This window comes from Shewanella oneidensis MR-1 (assembly GCF_000146165.2).
GTDB lineage: Bacteria > Pseudomonadota > Gammaproteobacteria > Enterobacterales > Shewanellaceae > Shewanella > Shewanella oneidensis.
This window is the reverse complement of sequence record NC_004347.2, coordinates 1309637-1328739: the sequence shown is the minus strand read 5'-3', so window position 1 is coordinate 1328739 and position 19103 is coordinate 1309637. Positions and strand designations below refer to the sequence as shown.

At 45.6% G+C, this 19103-nt stretch carries 15 protein-coding genes; 2 read left to right on the top strand and 13 right to left on the bottom strand.

Translation table 11 applies throughout. The features are described 5' to 3' along the window. Positions 1-215: 215 nt before the first annotated feature. Positions 216-1766 (top strand): peptide MFS transporter, encoded by a 1551-nt coding sequence (locus SO_RS05925; protein ID WP_011071496.1) that lies wholly within the window; start codon positions 216-218, stop codon positions 1764-1766. Between the two features lie 85 nt (positions 1767-1851). On the opposite strand, the gene gabT is transcribed toward SO_RS05925, so the two are convergent. The 11 genes from gabT to SO_RS05870 form a co-directional block, all read right to left on the bottom strand. After that, positions 1852-3129 carry a 4-aminobutyrate--2-oxoglutarate transaminase gene (gene gabT / locus SO_RS05920; RefSeq protein ID WP_011071495.1) on the bottom strand — a complete coding sequence of 426 codons (1278 nt, stop codon included), beginning with the start codon at positions 3127-3129 and terminating at the stop codon, positions 1852-1854. A gap of 63 nt (positions 3130-3192) precedes the next feature. Further along, the gene (gene gabD, locus SO_RS05915) at positions 3193-4641 is read right to left on the bottom strand and encodes an NADP-dependent succinate-semialdehyde dehydrogenase (protein WP_011071494.1); all 1449 of its coding nucleotides are present in this window, start codon (positions 4639-4641) and stop codon (positions 3193-3195) included. Positions 4642-4697: 56 nt separating this feature from the next. Further along, positions 4698-5984 carry an NAD(P)/FAD-dependent oxidoreductase gene (locus SO_RS05910; protein WP_011071493.1) on the bottom strand — a complete coding sequence of 429 codons (1287 nt, stop codon included), beginning with the start codon at positions 5982-5984 and terminating at the stop codon, positions 4698-4700. A gap of 236 nt (positions 5985-6220) precedes the next feature. After that, positions 6221-7036, bottom strand: coding sequence for an ABC transporter permease subunit (locus tag SO_RS05905; protein ID WP_011071492.1), 816 nt, complete (start codon positions 7034-7036; stop codon positions 6221-6223). Further along, positions 7033-7938, bottom strand: a complete 906-nt coding sequence (locus tag SO_RS05900; protein ID WP_011071491.1) for an ABC transporter permease subunit — start codon at positions 7936-7938, stop codon at positions 7033-7035. The genes SO_RS05905 and SO_RS05900 overlap by 4 nt, the downstream gene beginning before the upstream one ends. Further along, a complete protein-coding gene (gene potA, locus SO_RS05895) occupies positions 7935-9071 on the bottom strand; it encodes a polyamine ABC transporter ATP-binding protein (RefSeq protein ID WP_011071490.1) in 1137 nt (378 codons plus the stop codon). The genes SO_RS05900 and potA overlap by 4 nt, the downstream gene beginning before the upstream one ends. 159 nt (positions 9072-9230) lie before the next feature. Then, positions 9231-10334, bottom strand: a complete 1104-nt coding sequence (locus SO_RS05890; RefSeq protein WP_011071489.1) for a polyamine ABC transporter substrate-binding protein — start codon at positions 10332-10334, stop codon at positions 9231-9233. A gap of 607 nt (positions 10335-10941) precedes the next feature. After that, on the bottom strand, positions 10942-12144 hold the full coding sequence (locus tag SO_RS05885; protein WP_005054087.1) for an IS256-like element ISSod4 family transposase: 1203 nt from the start codon (positions 12142-12144) through the stop codon (positions 10942-10944). Between the two features lie 112 nt (positions 12145-12256). After that, the gene (locus SO_RS05880; RefSeq protein WP_011071488.1) at positions 12257-13612 is read right to left on the bottom strand and encodes a glutamine synthetase family protein; all 1356 of its coding nucleotides are present in this window, start codon (positions 13610-13612) and stop codon (positions 12257-12259) included. Position 13613: 1 nt separating this feature from the next. Next, the gene (locus SO_RS05875) at positions 13614-14375 is read right to left on the bottom strand and encodes a gamma-glutamyl-gamma-aminobutyrate hydrolase family protein (protein WP_011071487.1); all 762 of its coding nucleotides are present in this window, start codon (positions 14373-14375) and stop codon (positions 13614-13616) included. A 385-nt stretch (positions 14376-14760) separates the two neighbouring features. After that, positions 14761-15309 (bottom strand): cupin domain-containing protein, encoded by a 549-nt coding sequence (locus SO_RS05870; RefSeq protein WP_011071486.1) that lies wholly within the window; start codon positions 15307-15309, stop codon positions 14761-14763. Positions 15310-15543: 234 nt separating this feature from the next. Here SO_RS05870 and SO_RS05865 point away from each other — a divergent pair, with 234 nt between their 5' ends. Then, positions 15544-16851, top strand: coding sequence for an NAD(P)/FAD-dependent oxidoreductase (locus SO_RS05865; RefSeq protein WP_011071485.1), 1308 nt, complete (start codon positions 15544-15546; stop codon positions 16849-16851). Positions 16852-17198: 347 nt separating this feature from the next. Here the strand turns inward: SO_RS05865 and SO_RS05860 are convergent, their stop codons facing one another. Continuing rightward, the gene (locus SO_RS05860; protein WP_011071484.1) at positions 17199-17711 is read right to left on the bottom strand and encodes a DUF2937 family protein; all 513 of its coding nucleotides are present in this window, start codon (positions 17709-17711) and stop codon (positions 17199-17201) included. Between the two features lie 93 nt (positions 17712-17804). Continuing rightward, positions 17805-18662, bottom strand: coding sequence for a sulfurtransferase (locus SO_RS05855; RefSeq protein ID WP_011071483.1), 858 nt, complete (start codon positions 18660-18662; stop codon positions 17805-17807). Positions 18663-19103 lie beyond the last annotated feature (441 nt).

Here is a 19103-nt window from a genome sequence, read left to right as displayed (position 1 = left end):
GTACCGCTAATGTCATTTTACAAATATGACTCAACTCACAATGACGGAAGATTTAGATAGGTTTGAGCAAATACATTAACATTAACTCTAGATTAAAAAACCTAAATTCATTTGTAACAAAGTCTATTCTGTGGCGTTGTACCATTGGTTTGCGCAGTCTATCGCCTTATACTCTTGGCCCTAAACACAAAACAACAATAACGGAAGCAAGCTTTATGACTCTTGGTACCAATCAGGTAAGCAAGACACATTCGTTTATGACTGTGTCACTTATCGAATTATGGGAACGTTTTGGTTATTACGGCATGCAGGCGCTGATCGTGTACTTTATGGTGCAGCGTCTTGGCTTTGATGACTCACGTGCAAACTTAGTGTGGAGCGCCTGTGCGGCGTTAATTTACGTATCACCCGCAATTGGGGGCTGGGTCGGGGATAAAATTCTTGGCACCAAACGCACTATGTTGCTCGGTGCGGGGATTTTATCCGTCGGTTATGCACTCATGACGGTGCCAACCGAAAACACTTGGTTTATGTTCTCCGCCCTTGGGGTGATTGTGGTCGGTAACGGCCTGTTCAAACCCAATGCCGGTAACTTAGTCCGCAAGATCTACGAAGGCGATGACTCTAAAATCGACAGTGCTTTTACCATCTATTATATGGCGGTAAACGTAGGTTCGACCTTCTCTATGCTGTTAACCCCTTGGATAAAGGACTATGTTAACGCTCAATACGGTAATGAATTTGGCTGGCATGCCGCCTTTGCCGTGTGCTGTGTGGGTATTCTTGTCGGTTTAGGCAACTATGCTCTGATGCATAAAAGCCTCGCGAACTATGGTTCTGAGCCAGATACGCGCCCAGTCAACAAGAAGAGCCTTGCTATTGTATTAGCATTAGCAGCACTTTCCGTGGTTGCTTCGGCGATTATTCTAGAATATGAAGATGTTGCCCGTGTATTCGTTTACGCTGCTGGTGTTGCAGTATTAGGCATTTTCTTCCATTTGATTCGCACAAGTGAGCCAAGTGAGCGTGCCGGACTTATCGCGGCGCTTATTCTCACCGTACAAACGGTATTCTTCTTTATCTTCTATCAGCAAATGTCGACTTCGCTGGCTCTGTTTGCGCTACGTAACGTCGATTGGGATTTCCAAGTCTTTGGCACCCATTTATGGACTTGGTCACCTGCGCAGTTCCAAGCACTTAACCCAATCTGGATCATGGTATTAAGCCCAGTTCTGGCATGGAGTTATTCCTGGGCTGGCCGCAATAATAAGGACTTTTCGATAGCAGCTAAGTTTGCCTTGGGCTTTGCTGTCGTGGCGATTGGTTTCTTTATCTACGGTTTTGCAGGCCAATTTGCCGTAAATGGTAAAACCTCTTCTTGGGTAATGATTTGGGGTTACGCTTCTTACTCTTTGGGGGAGTTACTAGTAAGTGGCCTTGGTTTAGCGATGATTGCCCGCTACGTGCCTGCACGTATGGGCGGCTTTATGATGGGCGCGTATTTCGTGGCATCGGGCATTTCCCAGTACTTAGGCGGCGTTGTGGCCAACTTTGCTAGCGTGCCACAGGACTTAGTCGATCCACTGCAAACACTCCCTGTTTATACCAATCTATTCAATAAATTAGGGGTTGCGGCCGTGGTTTGTACCATTATCGCTCTCGCCGTATTACCGCTGATGCGCCGTTTGACAGAAAGCCATCATGCCCATAGCAGTATTGAGAATAATGCAGCAGCCTCCTTGCGCGATGTAAAAGCTGAGCAATAACTTTTACTCAGCGAACTGTTACTCACATAAACAAAAAACTGCCGATAAGCTTAGCTTTCGGCAGTTTTTTATATCGGTTGTGAAACTAACCTTTTAACACAGCATTGAAGCTCGTTTTCAAAATACCCAGCCCCGCATCTAACTGGGTGTCCGACACAGTTAACGGCACCAAAATTCGCAGCACATTGCCATATGTGCCGCAGGACAACAGGATTAACCCACGGTTTCTCGCCTCTGCTAAGATTTGCGCGCAATACTGAGGCGCTGGTTTGCCATCCTCCATCAATTCAATGGCGTTCATGGCCCCTAAGCCGCGCACATCGGCAATTTGCGGATGCTCTACTTGCATAGTATTTAGCGCCGACTTAATCCGATCACCAATGGCGTTAGCGCGCTCAAGCAGTTTTTCTTCCTCAAACACCTCAAGCACAGCAAGCGCCGCAGCGCAAGCGAGCGGGTTACCGCCGTAGGTGCCACCTAAACCACCGGGGCCAATGGCATCCATTACCTGCGCGCGTCCAGTAATGCCAGATAGTGGAAAACCACCGGCAATGGATTTGGCAAAGGTTGTAATATCAGCGCTTACACCCATTTGCTCCATCGCAAAAAAGGTCCCAGTGCGACCAGCCCCCGTTTGCACCTCATCGGCAATCAGCATAATGCCTTCACGGTCGCAGAGCGCCCGTAAACGCTGCATAAATGCGGGGGATACGGCATAAAATCCGCCCTCACCTTGCACAGGTTCGAGAATAATTGCGGCAATATCACTTGGCTCCGCATCGTTTTTAAAGATGCGTTCAATCGAAGCCATAGCATCATCATCAGATACACCGTGCAGTGCACAGGGGAATTCGGCGCGAAACACGTTGGCTGACATTAACCCCATGCCTTTACTGTAGGGCGCCACTTTACCGGTTAACGCAAGTGCTGCCATAGTGCGGCCATGGTAGCCCGAGGTAAACGCAATCACTCCGGCACGCTTGGTGTAAGCGCGAGCTACTTTTACCGCGTTTTCAACTGCTTCTGAACCACTGGTAAACAAGGCAGTTTTTTTAGCAAAATCACCAGGCACTAATTGATTGAGTTTTTCGCAGACTTGGATGTAACTTTCATAGCCAAGCACCATAAAGCAAGTATGGGAGAAATCTTCAAGCTGCGCCGCTACAGCGGCCTTTACCTTAGGATGCAAATGCCCAGTATTTAGCACGGCAATGCCTCCGGCAAAATCGATAAACTCACGACCTTCGACATCCCATACGCTGGCATTTTCAGCACGGGCAGTAAAAATCGGGTGAATTTGACCAACACCACCCGCTACGGCGGCTTGGCGACGCGCCATTAATGAATCATTAGTTGTGCTCATTTTATGTTCCTTGCTCGCATTTCCAACTTGCTGAAGTCGCATTGCCTATCAAACGTCAGCCACTTAAACAGACATACAGATATATTTAATTTCTAAATATTCTTCGATGCCATACTTAGAACCTTCACGGCCAAGCCCTGAAGACTTCATTCCGCCAAAGGGCGCCACTTCGGTGGAAATCAAGCCAGTATTAACCCCCACCATGCCGTATTCGAGCGACTCGGCGACTTTCCACACCAAGGAAATATCACGGCCATAGAAATATGCCGCTAAACCAAACTCGGTATCATTGGCTTGTTTGATCACATCATCCACATCGTTAAATTTAAACAACGGCGCGAGTGGGCCAAACGTTTCTTCACGGGCAACACGCATGCTTTTATCGGCATTGGTCAGCACGGTTGGCTCAAAGAAATTACCGCCAAGTTCGTGAACTTTCCCACCGGCAAGCACTGTCGCGCCTTTTTTGATGGCATCTTCAAGATGACTTTGCACTTTTTCCACCGCTGCTGCATTGATCAGCGGTCCGGTTGTCACACCCGCAATAATCCCCTCACCAACCTTTAACTTAGCCACGGCCATACTGAGCTTTTCAGCAAATTCGTCATACACGCCCGCCTGCACATAAATGCGGTTAGCGCAAACGCAGGTTTGGCCCGCATTGCGATATTTAGCGATCATGGCGCCTTCAACGGCCGCATCAATATTGGCATCATCGAATACAATAAAAGGCGCATTACCACCTAATTCTAAAGATAATTTTTTCAGCGTTGGCGCGCACTGCGCCATCAACTTAATCCCAACATTGGTTGAGCCCGTGAAAGACAACTTACGCACTATCGGGTTAGTGCACATCTCATTACCGATGGCAATAGCGTCACCCGTTATCACACTAAAGACCCCTGCCGGAATACCCGCACGTTCAGCCAACACGGCTAATGCTAATGCGGTAAAGGGCGTTTGCGGCGCAGGTTTAACCACCATAGTACAACCTGCAGCTAGCGCGGGCGCCGCTTTTCGGGTGATCATCGCTGCAGGAAAGTTCCATGGCGTAATCGCCGCTGTCACCCCGACAGGCTGCTTGATGACCATAATGCGTTTATCGCCTTGATGCCCCGGAATAGTATCGCCGTAGATGCGCTTAGCCTCTTCGGCAAACCATTCGATAAAAGATGCCGCGTAGGTCACTTCACCTTTGGCTTCAGTCAGAGGCTTGCCCTGCTCACTGGTCATCAGCAGTGCTAAATCATCACTGTTTTCATTCAATAATTCGAACCAACGGCGCAGCTTGGCACCGCGCTCTTTGGCGGTTAATGCTCGCCATGCGGGTAATGCCGCCTCAGCTGCCGCAATCGCCGCTTGAGTTTCGGCCTGCCCCATCACAGGGACACAGGCGATCACTGCGCCCGTTGCCGGATTAGTAATCGCAACGGTTTCCTTAGAGTTGGCATCGCACCACTGACCATTGATATAACATTGCTGACGTAGCAGACTCGGATCGTTAAGCAACACAAGAATTTCCTCTTCCGTCGAGGTAATACACTACCTCTACTCAAAAATGACACAGACTAAACGCCTAATTTATCTCTTAAACTGTAATACCACGCCCCTAGCGCACTAAAAGGTACACGTAAAGCATGACCACCGGGGAAGGGATAATGTGGTAATGCGGCAAAGGCATCAAAACGCGTCGCTTGACCATTGAGCATTTCAGCAATTAATTTGCCAGCTAAATGGGTGTAAGTGACGCCATGTCCACTACAACCCTGTGAATAATAGATATTTTTACCGATACGACCAACCTGCGGCAGACGTGATAATGTGAGTAAAAAGTTACCCGTCCACGCATAATCAACCTTCACGCCTTTTAACTGTGGGAAGGTTTTGAGCATGTTGGGAATAATTAAAGATTCGATATCCGCGGGATCGCGCGCGCCATACACCACACCGCCACCATAGATCATCCGCTTATCGCCGGAAAGCCTAAAATAATCGAGTAAATAGTTACAATCCTCAACGCAGTAATCCTGCGGTAATAAACTTGCCGCCAAGTCTTCGTCTAAGGGTTCGGTGGTAATCACTTGTGTGCCACAGGGCATTGATTTGGCTTGTAATTCAGGCATTAATTTACCAAGGTAGGCATTACCCGCCACCACGACAAACTTGGCTTTTACGCTGCCTGTCGCGGTATGTACTACGGGATTATCGCCTTCATCGACCCGCAATACTGCAGAGTCTTCAAAAATCTTGCCGCCAAGGGATTCAACGGCGCGCGCTTCGCCTAAGGCGAGATTGAGAGGGTGAATATGACCGCCACTCTTGTCCAGCATACCGCCAACATAACGCTCAGTATTTACCACAGAGCGAATCCCCTTACCATCAAGTAACTCAAGCTGCCCCATATGACCGTGGCTTTCCCATAATTGTTTTTGATGACGTAAATGGCCCATTTGCTTTTCGTTCATCGCCGCAAATACGCCGCCATCCTTAAGGTCGCATGAAATATTGTACTTAGCGATACGTTCGCGGATGATACGCCCGCCTTCAAAGGCCATTTTTCCGAAGAGTTTTGCCTGTTCTTTACCTACCGTTTTTTCAATAGTATCAATATCTCGGCTATAACTATTGACGATTTGACCACCATTACGTCCCGATGCGCCCCAACCAATTCTGGCCGCGTCGAGTACCACCACACTAAAGCCCAACTCAAGTAAATGTAACGCCGCAGAGAGGCCGGTATAGCCCGCTCCTATCACGCAAACATCGGCTTCAATCGATTCCTGTAAACGCGCACGCTCAACCTTATCGTTAGCCGATGCCGCATAATATGATCCAGTGTGAGGTATGGCAGACATGATGTTCCCTTGATTTTTATGTTCGTTATTTTAAACAACTGTCACATCCTACACCTTCAAATTGGCAAACACTAGCCATAAATGCACAATAATTTACATTTCGTTTGATATTTCAAACAAAGCGTAATAAGCGGCTTAGCATGGCACTATAGGGCTTACTAAAGAGATGCAGGAAAACGCTAACAGGACAAAAACGCAATGGCCTTGCGAAACAAGGCCATTGATTAACAAAAGTATTAATTAAGCGGCATCCGCTCACGTTTTTCTGCGCGTCTTGCCATATACCAAGAAAGGAAGGCAATTAACGATACGCAGAGAATAATCAGGGTCGCTAAGGCGTTAATTTTAGGCGATACCCCAAGACGAACCGAAGAGAACACCACCATAGGTAAGGTGGTCGCACCTGGGCCAGAGGCAAAGCTTGATATCACCAAGTCATCCAGTGACAAGCTAAAGGATAATAACCATCCCGCCACCAGCGCCGGTGAAATCATCGGCACAGTAATGAGGAAGAAGGTCTTGAGCGGTGTCGCACCCAAATCCATTGCAGCCTCTTCGATTGACCTATCTAACTCACGCAATCTTGAAGACACAACCACAGCCACATAAGCCGCGCAGAAGGTCGAATGGGCAATCCATACAGTCACCATACCGCGCTCTTTTGGCCAACCAAGGAGATCCGCCATATGCACAAACAGCAGTAGCAATGACAAACCCGTTATCACCTCGGGCATAACCAAGGGAGCGGTAATCATATTCGACAGGGTTAACTTAGCCCATGAACGCTTAAAGCGCGTCATAACAAACGCAGCCATAGTGCCAATAATTACCGCCATCGTTGAGCTGTAAAAGGCAATCCGCAAACTGGTCCATACCGCATCGAGGATTTGTTGATCCTTAAATAGTTCACCGTACCACTTAGGTGAAAACCCACCCCATACTGTTACTAACTTGGACTCGTTAAAAGAATAAATGACCAAAATCAGCATAGGCGCGTATAAAAATAACAGTCCAAACCACAGCATTACGGAAGAAAAACTCAGCTTTTTCATAGGTCTTTCTCCAAACTACGCGCTTGATAGCGATGGAATAAGGTAATAGGAATAATCAGTAGTACTAGCATCACAATTGCCAGTGATGAGGCTACCGGCCAATCACGGTTATTGAAGAACTCCTGCCACAATACTTTACCTATCATTAAGGAATCTGGGCCGCCGAGTAGCTCAGGGATCACAAACTCACCTACCGCCGGAATAAACACCAGCATAGAACCTGCAATCACCCCACTCTTAGATAACGGGAAAGTGATTTTCCAGAAGGTATTGATACGGCTTGAGCCAAGATCCGATGCAGCCTCAATTAAACTCATGTCCAACTTAACTAAAGTCGCGTATAGCGGCAGGATCATAAAGGGTAAATAGGCATAAATAATCCCGATATACACAGCAATATTGGTGTTTAATATTTGCAATGGCTCAGAAATAATCCCAAGCCACATTAACGAGTTATTGATAATGCCTGTATTACTTAAGATCCCCATCCAAGCGTAAACCCGGATTAAAAATGAGGTCCATGAAGGTAGCATCACCAATAGCAGTAAAACGGTCTGCCATCTGGCAGGTGCGCGGGCAATGGCATAGGCCATGGGATAGCCGATAATCAAACAACCGATTGTTGATACTAGGGCCATTTTTAGTGAACTGAGATACGCTGTGTAGTACAACGGATCATCGAGCAACATTAAATAGTTACCTAAGTGCAGAAAGATATTTAACACATCATCTGCATATTGAAAGGTCGCTTCATAGGGCGGGATAGCAATCGCCGCCGTAGACAAACTGATCTTAAAAACGATCGCAAAGGGCAAGGCAAAGAACAGCAATAGCCAAGCATAAGGGAAGCTAATCGTCCAGAAACGTCCTTTAAGCCATTTGAGTTTTGACTTTATCTTCATGATCTTAACACCACGCCACTGGTGTCCTCCCAACTGATGAACACTTCATCATCCCAGGTTGCATGGTCAGCGCGGCGTTCACGGTTTGTCATACTGCACTGCACAATCTGCCCATTTTCAAGGCGAATGTAGTAAACCGAAATCCCGCCTAAATAAGCAATATCATGCACTATACCTTTGGCCCAGTTGTATTCACCTTCAGGTTGCTCACGACTAATAATGGTTTTTTCAGGGCGCACTGCTAGCCATACACGTTTATCTTCAAGGCTGGTGGTCACACCGTAACCTACATAGAAAGATCGCGCTAAATCATTAGGCTTAATGATGAGATGGTCGACTTCGTCCACTTCAATCTCACCACTAAACAGGTTCACAGAGCCAATAAATTCAGCAATCATGCGGCTATTTGGACTCTCGTAGATATCCATAGGAGAGCCAGTTTGGGCTATCCAGCCATCACTCATAATTGAAATCCGCCCCGCCATGGTCATGGCTTCTTCTTGATCGTGGGTCACCATCACACATGTCACACCAACGCGCTCAAGGATTTCAACCACTTCTAGCTGCATCTGGGTACGCAGTTTTTTATCGAGCGCGCCCATTGGCTCGTCGAGCAATAATAATTTGGGGCGTTTTGCCAAAGAGCGTGCCAAGGCGACCCGTTGGCGCTGACCGCCAGAAAGTTGATGGGGTTTTCGTTTTCCGTATTGCTCCATATGCACCAACTTGAGCATTTCCTGTACGCGCTGCTCAATTTCAGCTTTAGGCAACTTATCTTGCTTTAATCCGAAGGCAATATTTTGTGCCACTGTCATATGGGGAAACAGTGCATAGGATTGGAACATCATGTTGATAGGGCGCTCGTAAGGCGGCAGATCGGTAATATCTTCGCCATCAAGATAAATCCGGCCACTTGTTGGTCTTTCAAATCCAGCGAGCATGCGTAATAAGGTCGACTTACCAGAGCCTGAGCCCCCAAGTAAGGCAAAAATCTCACCTTTATTGATCGTCAATGATACGTCATCAACCGCGCGTACATCGTCAAATAACTTACTCACCCGCTCAATCTTAAGCAGGACTTTTTCTTGCGTCTTTGTTGTGGGTTTATTGGTGACGCCCGAGGTGCTTGCCATAGTACTTCTCCACCCGAGTATTGATGTAACAACACATTCAACACTTGAGATTTACACAGTGAATTAATGAATAGAGATTGAGTGTTGCGGCTAAATGCTCAAAGGAGCAGCCATTATCTTGGTGACTAAAAGGGGCAAGCCGTGCTTGCCCGATATCAATTATTGGCCTGACTTCACTTTGGTCCAGACACGAGTTAATACACGTTGGATTTTCAATGGACGAATCTCGCCAATGTACAATTTATCCAACACTTCTTTTGGTGGATAAATCGCTGGGTCATTGCGAATCGCTTCATCAACTAATGGTTGTGCTAAATCATTAGGATTGGCATAAGCCACATAGTTAGAGATAGGTGCTATCACTTCTGGACGTAATAAGTAGTTGATAAGCTTATGAGCATTTTCCACGTTAGTGGCGTCTGCTGGGATGGCTAACATATCGAACCACAGGTTGGCGCCTTCTTTAGGGATCGAGTAACCAATCTTGTTGCCATTACCCGCTTCATCGGCGCGGGCAGCAGCTTGGAACACGTCACCAGAGAAACCATAAGCAACACAAATATCACCATTGGCGAGATCAGAGATATAACGTGATGAATGGAAATACGTCACATAGGGACGAATCTTTTCGAGTAACTCACCGGCTTTTTCGTAATCTTCGGCCTTAGTACTGTTAGGATCGAGCCCAAGATAAATCATCGCCTGTGGCACCATGTCATCGGCCGAATCTAACATCGCAAAGCCACACTTCGATATTTTCTCAGCGTATTTGGGGTTAAAGATCAGCTCCATAGAGTTGAATGGTGGCGCATCTTCACCCACAGCCGCTTTCACTTTGTTAATGTTATAACCAATACCGTTAGTTCCCCAAAGGTAAGGTACAGCATATTGGTTCCCTGGATCGGCCTTTTCTAACAGCTTCATCAGATCAGCATTGAGGTTTTTAAAATTGGTGAGTTTAGAGCGGTCTAGTGGCTTGAATGCACCCGCCTTAATCTGTTTAGCGAGGAAATGGTTGGATGGGACGACGATGTCATAGCCGCTGCGACCAGATAATAACTTAGCTTCGACTACTTCGTTGCTGTCAAATACATCATAAATCACCCGGATCCCAGTTTCTTTCTTGAAGTTTTCTAAGGTGTCTTCAGCGATATAATCAGACCAGTTATACATACGCACGACTTCTTCAGCCTGAACAGCAACGCTGGCAAGTGTTCCTGCGGTAACTAAAGCCAAAGTCGTCATCTTATTAAATAGCTTCATGCTTTCTCCTTTCTCGGGTAGCAGAATTGCCTTTAACAATTCTGAAATTGTGTCACCGACCATCTGCTCGGTTATTGTTGTTATTCTCGACCAATGCTACACCTTAAAAACCGCATCGGCAGTCTCTACAGCACCATAATGTCTTCATCTCTAGGTCGCTGCAATTTATGGAGTATCAGGTTTCATGCCAAATTTATCTATTTATACTCTTGCATTAACAAGCAAAAAAACAGCTTAGTTATTGCGATACTCCACATCTTGCAACATTAAAGCAAATGCCTCAAGCCCCTAAATAAACAGCTAAAACTATTTAATAAAAATATTAACTTACAGTACGTTAAACAAAGCACCTTACATTACACTTTATCTCTTTGAGATGAAGGCATAAGCACGCCAGATCTACAAAACAAATCAATGCACGCTTAAAGGGAGGATTCATTCCCCAAGTCGCTAAAATCTAGCACTCAAGTTTAAAAATCCTCCGCACCAAAATTGAGCACACCACCCAAAATGGTGCAGAGCATTTTCAATCATTGTTCGAATATGTTCATAATCAGGATCTAAGATCCATTCAGAGGGCGTTCAAAATTCTGTGTCAGGCTAATTTTTAAATTTCTAGCACGCTATCTAAACGTCCTTCAAAATAAATCGCTAACTGAGATAAACAAAGGCTCCAATTGTGGATTGGCATAGTCCATTTATCTGAGGCGTTTAATATGCCTGCGTAAAGTAGCTTCAACAAGCTATTTTCATTAGGAAATGCACCTTTGGTTTTGGTGAGCTTTCTAAATTGGCGATGTACAGCCTCAACCGCATTGGTCGTGTAAATCACTTTCCTGATATGTTCTGGGTACTTAAAATAATGGGACAAATTATGCCATTTGCGACGCCAAGAGTTGATTACCAACGGATAAGCATCACCCCATTTGGCCTCCAGTTCGTCCAATGCCATCTCTGCGGCTTCTTTACTCACGGCTCGATACACAGGCTTTAAATCAGCCATAAACGCTTTCTGATTTTTTGAGGCGACATACTTCATTGAGTTGCGGATCTGGTGGATAACGCATAGCTGTGTTTCCGTATGAGGGAAGATACTGGCTATGGCCTCAGGGAAACCGGTCAAGCCGTCAACACAGGCGATAAGAATATCTTTTACACCACGATTATTAAGATCGGTCAGTACGGATAGCCAGTAATTAGCGCCTTCATTTTCGGATAAGTGAAGCCCTAAAATTTCCTTTTTTCCTTTCATATTAAGCGCTAACAATGTGTAAACGGCTTTACTGACGTAACGCCCATCCTCTTTGACTTTATAATGTATCGCATCAAGCCACACGATAGGGTAATGGCTATCTAATGGGCGCTGTTGCCACGCTTTAAGTTCGGGGATGAGTTTGTCAGTGATAGCACTGACTGTTGCGTTAGACACATTGAGCCCATACATATCTTCAACATGTTGATTAATATCGCGATAGCTCATACCTATACTGAACATCGATAACACTTTACGTTCGATTTCATCGGTTAGTGTAGTTTGATTTTTCTTAATCAACTGAGGCTCAAAGGTGCCATTGCGGTCTCTAGGAGCGTCTAACTCAAAGTTACCGGACGGATGCTTAATGGTCTTAGGGGTTTTGCCATTTTTACGATTAGGCTGAGGATCATGCGCTAAATGCTGCTCAAGCTCAGCCTGGAGAGCCGCTTCAGTGAGTTGCTTGATCAGTGGGCCAAGAATGCTGTCTTTACCTGTGAGGCTTTTACCTGATTGCAGATCTTTAAGGGCTTGTTCGAAGTTAAAAGGTTGGGTCATGTGTCATTCCTGTTTTTGAATATTTTACTGAAATGACACAGAATTATGAACACTACCTCCATTCACGCCACAATCACATTGAACAAAAATAGTGCAACTTACATCGCAAAGCTTACACGCTGAGTAATAGGAACTCCCGCTCCCACGAACTCACTACCCTGCGGAAATTTTCAAGTTCAGCCTGTTTTACGGCCACAAACCCCGTAGTAAAGGATTCACCTAAGTATTCCTTACAGGCGTCGCTTTCCTCCATCGCGACTAAGGCTTCTTCCAAGGTTAACGGCAAACAATGTGGATTGTTGCTTCGGCTTTCGTTCGCTTTACCTTGAACGGGTGTCGATGGTTTTAATCCTTCGACCATGCCGATATAACCACAGAGTAAACCTGCCGCAAAAGCTAAATAGCAGTTAGCATCCGCTCCTGGAATTCGGTTTTCAATACGGCGGTTTTGTGGTGAAGATTCAGGAATGCGTAATCCGCACGTTCGATTCTCAATTCCCCATTCCAAGTTCACTGGCGCAGAAGTTCCCGGTAAAAAACGACGAAACGAGTTAGCGTTTGGCGCCATGAGTGGCAAGAATTCAGGAATGTATTTCTGTAGTCCTGCGATATAACTCAAAAATAACGCGCTTTGGGTGCCATCTTCATTGGTAAAAATATTTTTACCTGTTTCTTTGTTAATCACACTTTGATGAATATGCATGGCGCTGCCCGGCTCATCGGTCACAGGTTTCGCCATAAAAGTGGCACAAACATTATGCTTTAATGCCGCCTCACGCAGGGTACGCTTAAATACAAACACCTGATCAGCAAGTGATAACGGGTTACCGTGGCTGAAGTTAATCTCCATCTGCGCTGGGCCGTCTTCATGGATAAGCGTATCAATATCTAAACCTTGAATTTCGCACCAGTCATACATGTCTTCAAACAGAGGATCGTATTCGTTGGCGGCATCAATTGAGAAGGACTGACGTCCCGCTTCCGGCCTGCCTGAACGACCAATTGGCGGTTTAAGAGGTAAATCGTGATCATCACTTCGGCTCGTCAGGTAAAACTCCATTTCTGGCGCAATGACGGGTTCCCATCCTTTTTCATCGTAAAGAGACAGCACTTTTTTCAAGACGTTACGAGGTGATAACTCGATGGGATTGCCCATTCTGTCATAGCAATCGTGGATTACCTGCGCCGTGGCTTCAATCGTCCAAGGCAGCATAAATACCGCGTTCTCATCGGGAACGCAGACAAAATCGATATCTGCATCATCGAGTAAACTGTAGTAAATATCATCGTCGACAAAGTCACCGGTGACGGTTTGTAGCAAGACACTTTCGGGTAAGCGCATGCCTTTTTCGTCGAGAAACTTATCAACTGGTGCTATTTTTCCACGGGCGATACCTGTCATATCGCAGATAACACATTCGACTTCCGTGATTTTTCGTTCTTTTAAAAAAGCGATTAGCTTATTCATTTTATTTCACTCGAGTGGTAGCCCGACGACGACACGCATCGCCAAAGGCATTGAATATAGAGAGGTAAAATGGATTGTCACTCACCTTCCATTCAGGATGCCATTGCACGCCGAGGGCAAATTCAGTGGCATCTATCACGGAGAAAGCCTCCACAAGACCATCTGGAGCACACGCTTCTGGCCGTAACCCAATCCCAAGACGCTCCACGCCTTGAGTATGCACAGAGTTAACCTCTGCAGAGTTACGGCCCCAAGCCTCGTAAATGACCCCCCCAGGCTCCACAGTGATACTGTGGGATGGCCCATACTGCACCTCTAACGAGGCCTCTTTATCTTCTCTATGTTCAATAAAATGACCGACTTCGTGCAGTTTTTGATGCAAACTGCCACCAAAAGCCACATTCATCTCCTGAAAACCTCGACAAATCCCAAGGACAGGCACACCAGCTGCGATGGCGGCTCGAATAAGCGGTAATGTAGTCGCGTCACGCTTAGGATCATGGTGCGTGCCCGCTTCACTCGGTACACCAGCATATAGATGTGGCTCAACGTTTGAAGGCGAACCAGTAAAGAGAATGCCGTCAAGTCTTGCCAGAATGGCTTCGATAGGTTGATCCGCACCTAATGATGGGATCACCAGCGGCCACCCCTTAGCACCATTCACCACACCTAACAGGTATTTTTCCCCAACAATATTAAAAGGGTGTGACCCCAATCGTTGGTTACACGCAATAACACCAATAAGGGGTAACAGGACAGACATAACTCACCTTCCAAGCATTTAATCACGAGTACAATGAACAAGTTAATTTTTAATGTTCATTTTTTCACACAGTACACCGAAATTTAACCTCAGGCAAGAGGTTAAGCACTTGTTAATCATCGTTTGATTCTCATGCGTAATTTTTAGATTCAATACAGTGCTTTAAGCTAAAAAATGTTTTTTTATGCTGATAAAGCAATTGTTGACAGTATTGTCTGGATGAAAATCAGCCAAAGATAAAGAGAGATAATCGAGGTCTGTTTGAAAAATATTATTTACACTTTGAATAATATATTGCAATCCAGAGCCGGATTAATGTGATAAATAACAGGCGGGATGTTCGAAGAAAACGCTATCCAGAACAATCAAGGACAGCGTCACTCCATTAGAAATTAGCTGGGGTTGTCGCACTGACCAGCCGACAAGGTTCATCGAAAGGATTGCGAAATCGATGGGGTAACTCACTGTTAAAGTAGTAACTATCGCCCGCTTCTAAAATATACACCTCATCACCTACGGTAAGCTCAAACCTGCCTTCAACCACCATGGCAGCTTCTTCCCCCTCGTGCTTCAGCATTTCCTCGCCCGTATCTGAACCAGGAGGATAGGTTTCGCTCATCACCGACATGGCGCGATTAGGGTAATCGCGACCAATCAATTTAAATTCTAATGGCCCTGTACCTATGTTGAGGAGTTCATCAGAACGATAAACCACTTTTTGCTCGCACTCACTTGATGCTTCAATTGAAAAAAAATCGACTAAAGACATAGGGATACCCGACAATACTTTTTTCAAAGAACTGACGGATGGGCTAACACTGTTTTTTTCGATCATTGAAATGGTACTGTTAGTCACACCAGCACGCTTAGCCAACTCGCGTTGGGATAAGCCTTTCATTTTTCGAACAGTTCTGAGACTGGCTCCAATATCCAAATTTCACATCTCCCCAAAGGATCGGTTGCCCCGATAGATGAAGAACAGGTTGTTCAGGATAAACACCATCCCAAACACATTTTAGCCCCAAAAGCGTGAGTTTAATCGCTTCCGTTGTATTCTATCTAAAAAGTGTGTTAAATAAAACGAACACTTTAACGCAGTATCACAAAAGTGTGATGAGTATACTGAGACAAGCCCAATTTACAATAAAAACAATTTTTTGGAGCCCTAATGCCCACAAAACCTCCTGTACACAGTGAGCAATATCCTCACTCTTATTATCTTGATACTGCTAAAGAAATTTATGCTCACCCTCAACTTGAAGGCAGCATAACGGCAGATGTTTGTATTGTGGGCGGTGGATTTAGTGGCATCAATACTGCGATAGAACTAAGACAACGCGGCTTAAGTGTCGTACTTCTAGAAGCTAAACGAATGGGCTGGGGCGCGTCGGGCCGCAATGGCGGCGAGCTAATCCGCGGTATTGGCCATGATCCCGCACAATTCATAAACGAAATTGGCCAAGAAGGCGTAAGTGCCATTCAGCAAATGGGCTTTGAAGCGGTAGACATAGTCCGAAACCGCATCCAAACCCACCAAATTGATTGCGATTTGCAAATGGGCTATTGCGATCTGGCGGTAAAACCTCGCCACATGATTGAATTGCAAGAGGAATTTGAAAGCCTTAAAAGCCTTGGATATAAGCATGAAATCAAACTGTTAGCTCAATCTCAACTCGGTAATGTCATAGGCTCTGATTTTTACCAAGGCGCCCTAGTCGATATGGGAAGTGGCCATTTACATCCGCTTAATTTGGCGTTGGGAGAAGCTCGTGTCGCCCGTGAGCTTGGGGCACAATTATTTGAATACAGTGCTGCCGAAAAGATTATTCAAGGTGATAAACCTAAAGTTTTGACAGCCAAAGGAGAAGTGACTTGCCAATATTTAGTATTGGCGGGCAACGCTTATATCGGCCATAAACTCAATAGTTACATTGGTGGCAAAGTATTACCTGCGGGTAGCTACCTGCTTGCAACAGAGCCACTAACGCAACAACAATGTAAGAACATTATTCCGCAAAATATGGCCTTTGCCGATATGCGAATTGCTTTAGATTACTTCCACTTATCGGCAGATAGACGTTTACTTTTTGGTGGACTTTGTACCTATTCAGGCAAAGATCCCAAGGATATCGAGGCAGCCCTAAGACCTAATCTTGAAAAGGTATTCCCGCAGTTAAAAGGCGTACGTATCGACTATGAGTGGGGCGGTATGATAGGGATTGGCGCTAATCGTATGCCACAAATTGGCCGTCTACCTGATGCGAGTAATATTTTTTTCGCCCAAGCCTATGCAGGCCACGGAGTCAATGCGACTCATATGGCAGCAAAACTCTTAGCCGAAGCGATTTGTCAGCAAGCAGGGCATTTCGATGTATTCGCTAAGATTAAGCATATGACGTTCCCTGGCGGTCCGACATTCCGCTCCCCAATGCTAGCTGCGGGGATGCTGTACCATAGATTTAAGGATTTATTCTAATCTTCAGAGAGGAACAATCGATGGATGCCTTATGGCTTGAGCATCCATCATCTGGTTCAGAAAGAAAGCTCTAGGGCGTGTTGACGTTTCGAGATTAGATTTTGTTCGTTCTGGCAAGCACGTGCTCGCGAAACGAGGAATGATGTGTAGTTTACTCAAATGACGAGCGGCTCTTATGACAGAAAGTAAGAGCAAGGGCTTGCCAGGCGAACCCTTCGGGCAGCATTTGGCTGGCTTTTCTGCCGCGTTATCGTCCGTTTATGTAGAATAACTACACTGCACGGACTTTGCCTTGCATAAAAGCCAGCCAAACTGCTGCAAAAATAACCCTGAAACGTCAACACGCCCTAATAACTCTGACTTAATTTAAGGCGTTTGCGACGCCTTGCCCATAGGAAAAAGGGGATTGAGCCAAGATAATGCACAACTAACGCCACCAGCACGCCAAAACCAATACCACTAGCAGTTAAAGGGATACCCGGCGTAAAGTGGGTGATCGTTTTCTCTAGATAGTCAAAACGAGCGGGATTAAACATATAAGCGGTTTTCTCAAACAGATTACCATGCTCAAAAATGCCCATTCCATGCTGTAATTCTTGATAAAGCAATAGCGTTTGACGCTTCTGCAGAGCATCGGAGCGCACACTCGGCTCCTCGTTTTGGAGATGGCGAGCAATCATGTCATCAACATCAACGTAATGATGTTCCTTAGCTGTTGCTTCATAGCCCTCAACTTGCCATTGAGTCGAGGTATAAAGCCCCGCCAAAAACTGCTGGTAATGTTCCGCTAATTGGGGTAACTGCAGCGCAATCACTAAGATAAACCCAAAGATCAGTTTATCGAACAATCTCGCTATCATGACAAACTCCTTGATAATGCAAAGGACATCGAACAGGAAAGAGGATAACGTAACCTTATCCGTTCAACTTTACAGCGCCTCGAGCGTTGTCAATCAGCGCTCAATCGGCAAATCCGTACGACTGCCCCAATCTGCCCAAGAACCATCATATAACACTGCACTTTTATGACCTGCCACCACCGAAGCCAAGATTAAAATACAGGCGGTAATGCCAGACCCGCAGCTAAAAATCCTTAAGGCTTTATTACCAACAAGTGCTTGAAAAATCGCTTGTAACTCAGTAGTGCTTTTCATTTTGTAGCCATTAAGCACTTCGCCAAAGGGGAGATTAACCGAATGGGGAATATGCCCACTGCGCACTCCGGGGCGCGGCTCACTCACTTGGCCTAAAAATCGTGTCGCCCCTCGCGCATCAATAATCGCACTTTCACTGTCATCAAGCCTTGCTAAAACGGCCTCAGCATCCATCACTTTTGCAGATTGATATTGAAGTACTGCGGCCAATGGCGCACTGTCGGTCACGCCATAATCAATGCCTTCCTCTTGATAACGCGACGAAGTCACTCTGTCCTCCGCTATCCATTGGGGGAGGCCACCATCAAGCACATACACACGATGAAACCCCATCACTTTGAAGATCCACCACGCACGGGGAGATGAATAAATTCCTTGATTATCATAGATAACAATAAGACTTTGTGGCTCAATTCCAAGCTTAGCAATCCCTTCAACAAATGACTCAAAACGTGGTAAAGCATGGATTTGAGTAGAGGTTTTATCGCAAAAATCCTCTTCAACATCAAAACGGCGCGAACGGGGAATACAAATTGGCTCGTGATAAAGAATTGGTTCTTTACCCAACACCACAGCCATACTGGCATCGAGTAATACCAATTCAGGTGAAGTGAGCTGCTCTTCGAGCCATTGCGTACTAACGAGAGGATATTCCATTGGCTGCCCTTATGCTTTATTGATTTATCTAACTACCTAAACAACAAAGTCTTATTCCAAAAGACAAAAATCCAAACGATTAGACTTTGTTGATACCGAACTTGGATTTTTACCCGCCCTAACTAAAACATCTATTATAAAAACAAGCAACAATAACAGCTCTCCACAACGTCAGCAGCAAACGACCTCTATTTAGAGGACCCCAAATAGTGTTCCACCACACAAGAAAACCAATACATTGAATAATTGGCATAAAATGTTTTCATTATTGTGCTTTAGAAAGGTAAGCCAAGAGATTCGAGCCCCTACCCCATCTTCATCCCTTCTTGATCTACATCGATATACACCCTAACTGTCCATGGTCACAAGGCTGCGGTTAACGCAATCTCAGTCGGTCAGCAGCGTTCACAATTGCTTGTTCAATGTTCAAAATAATTGGCC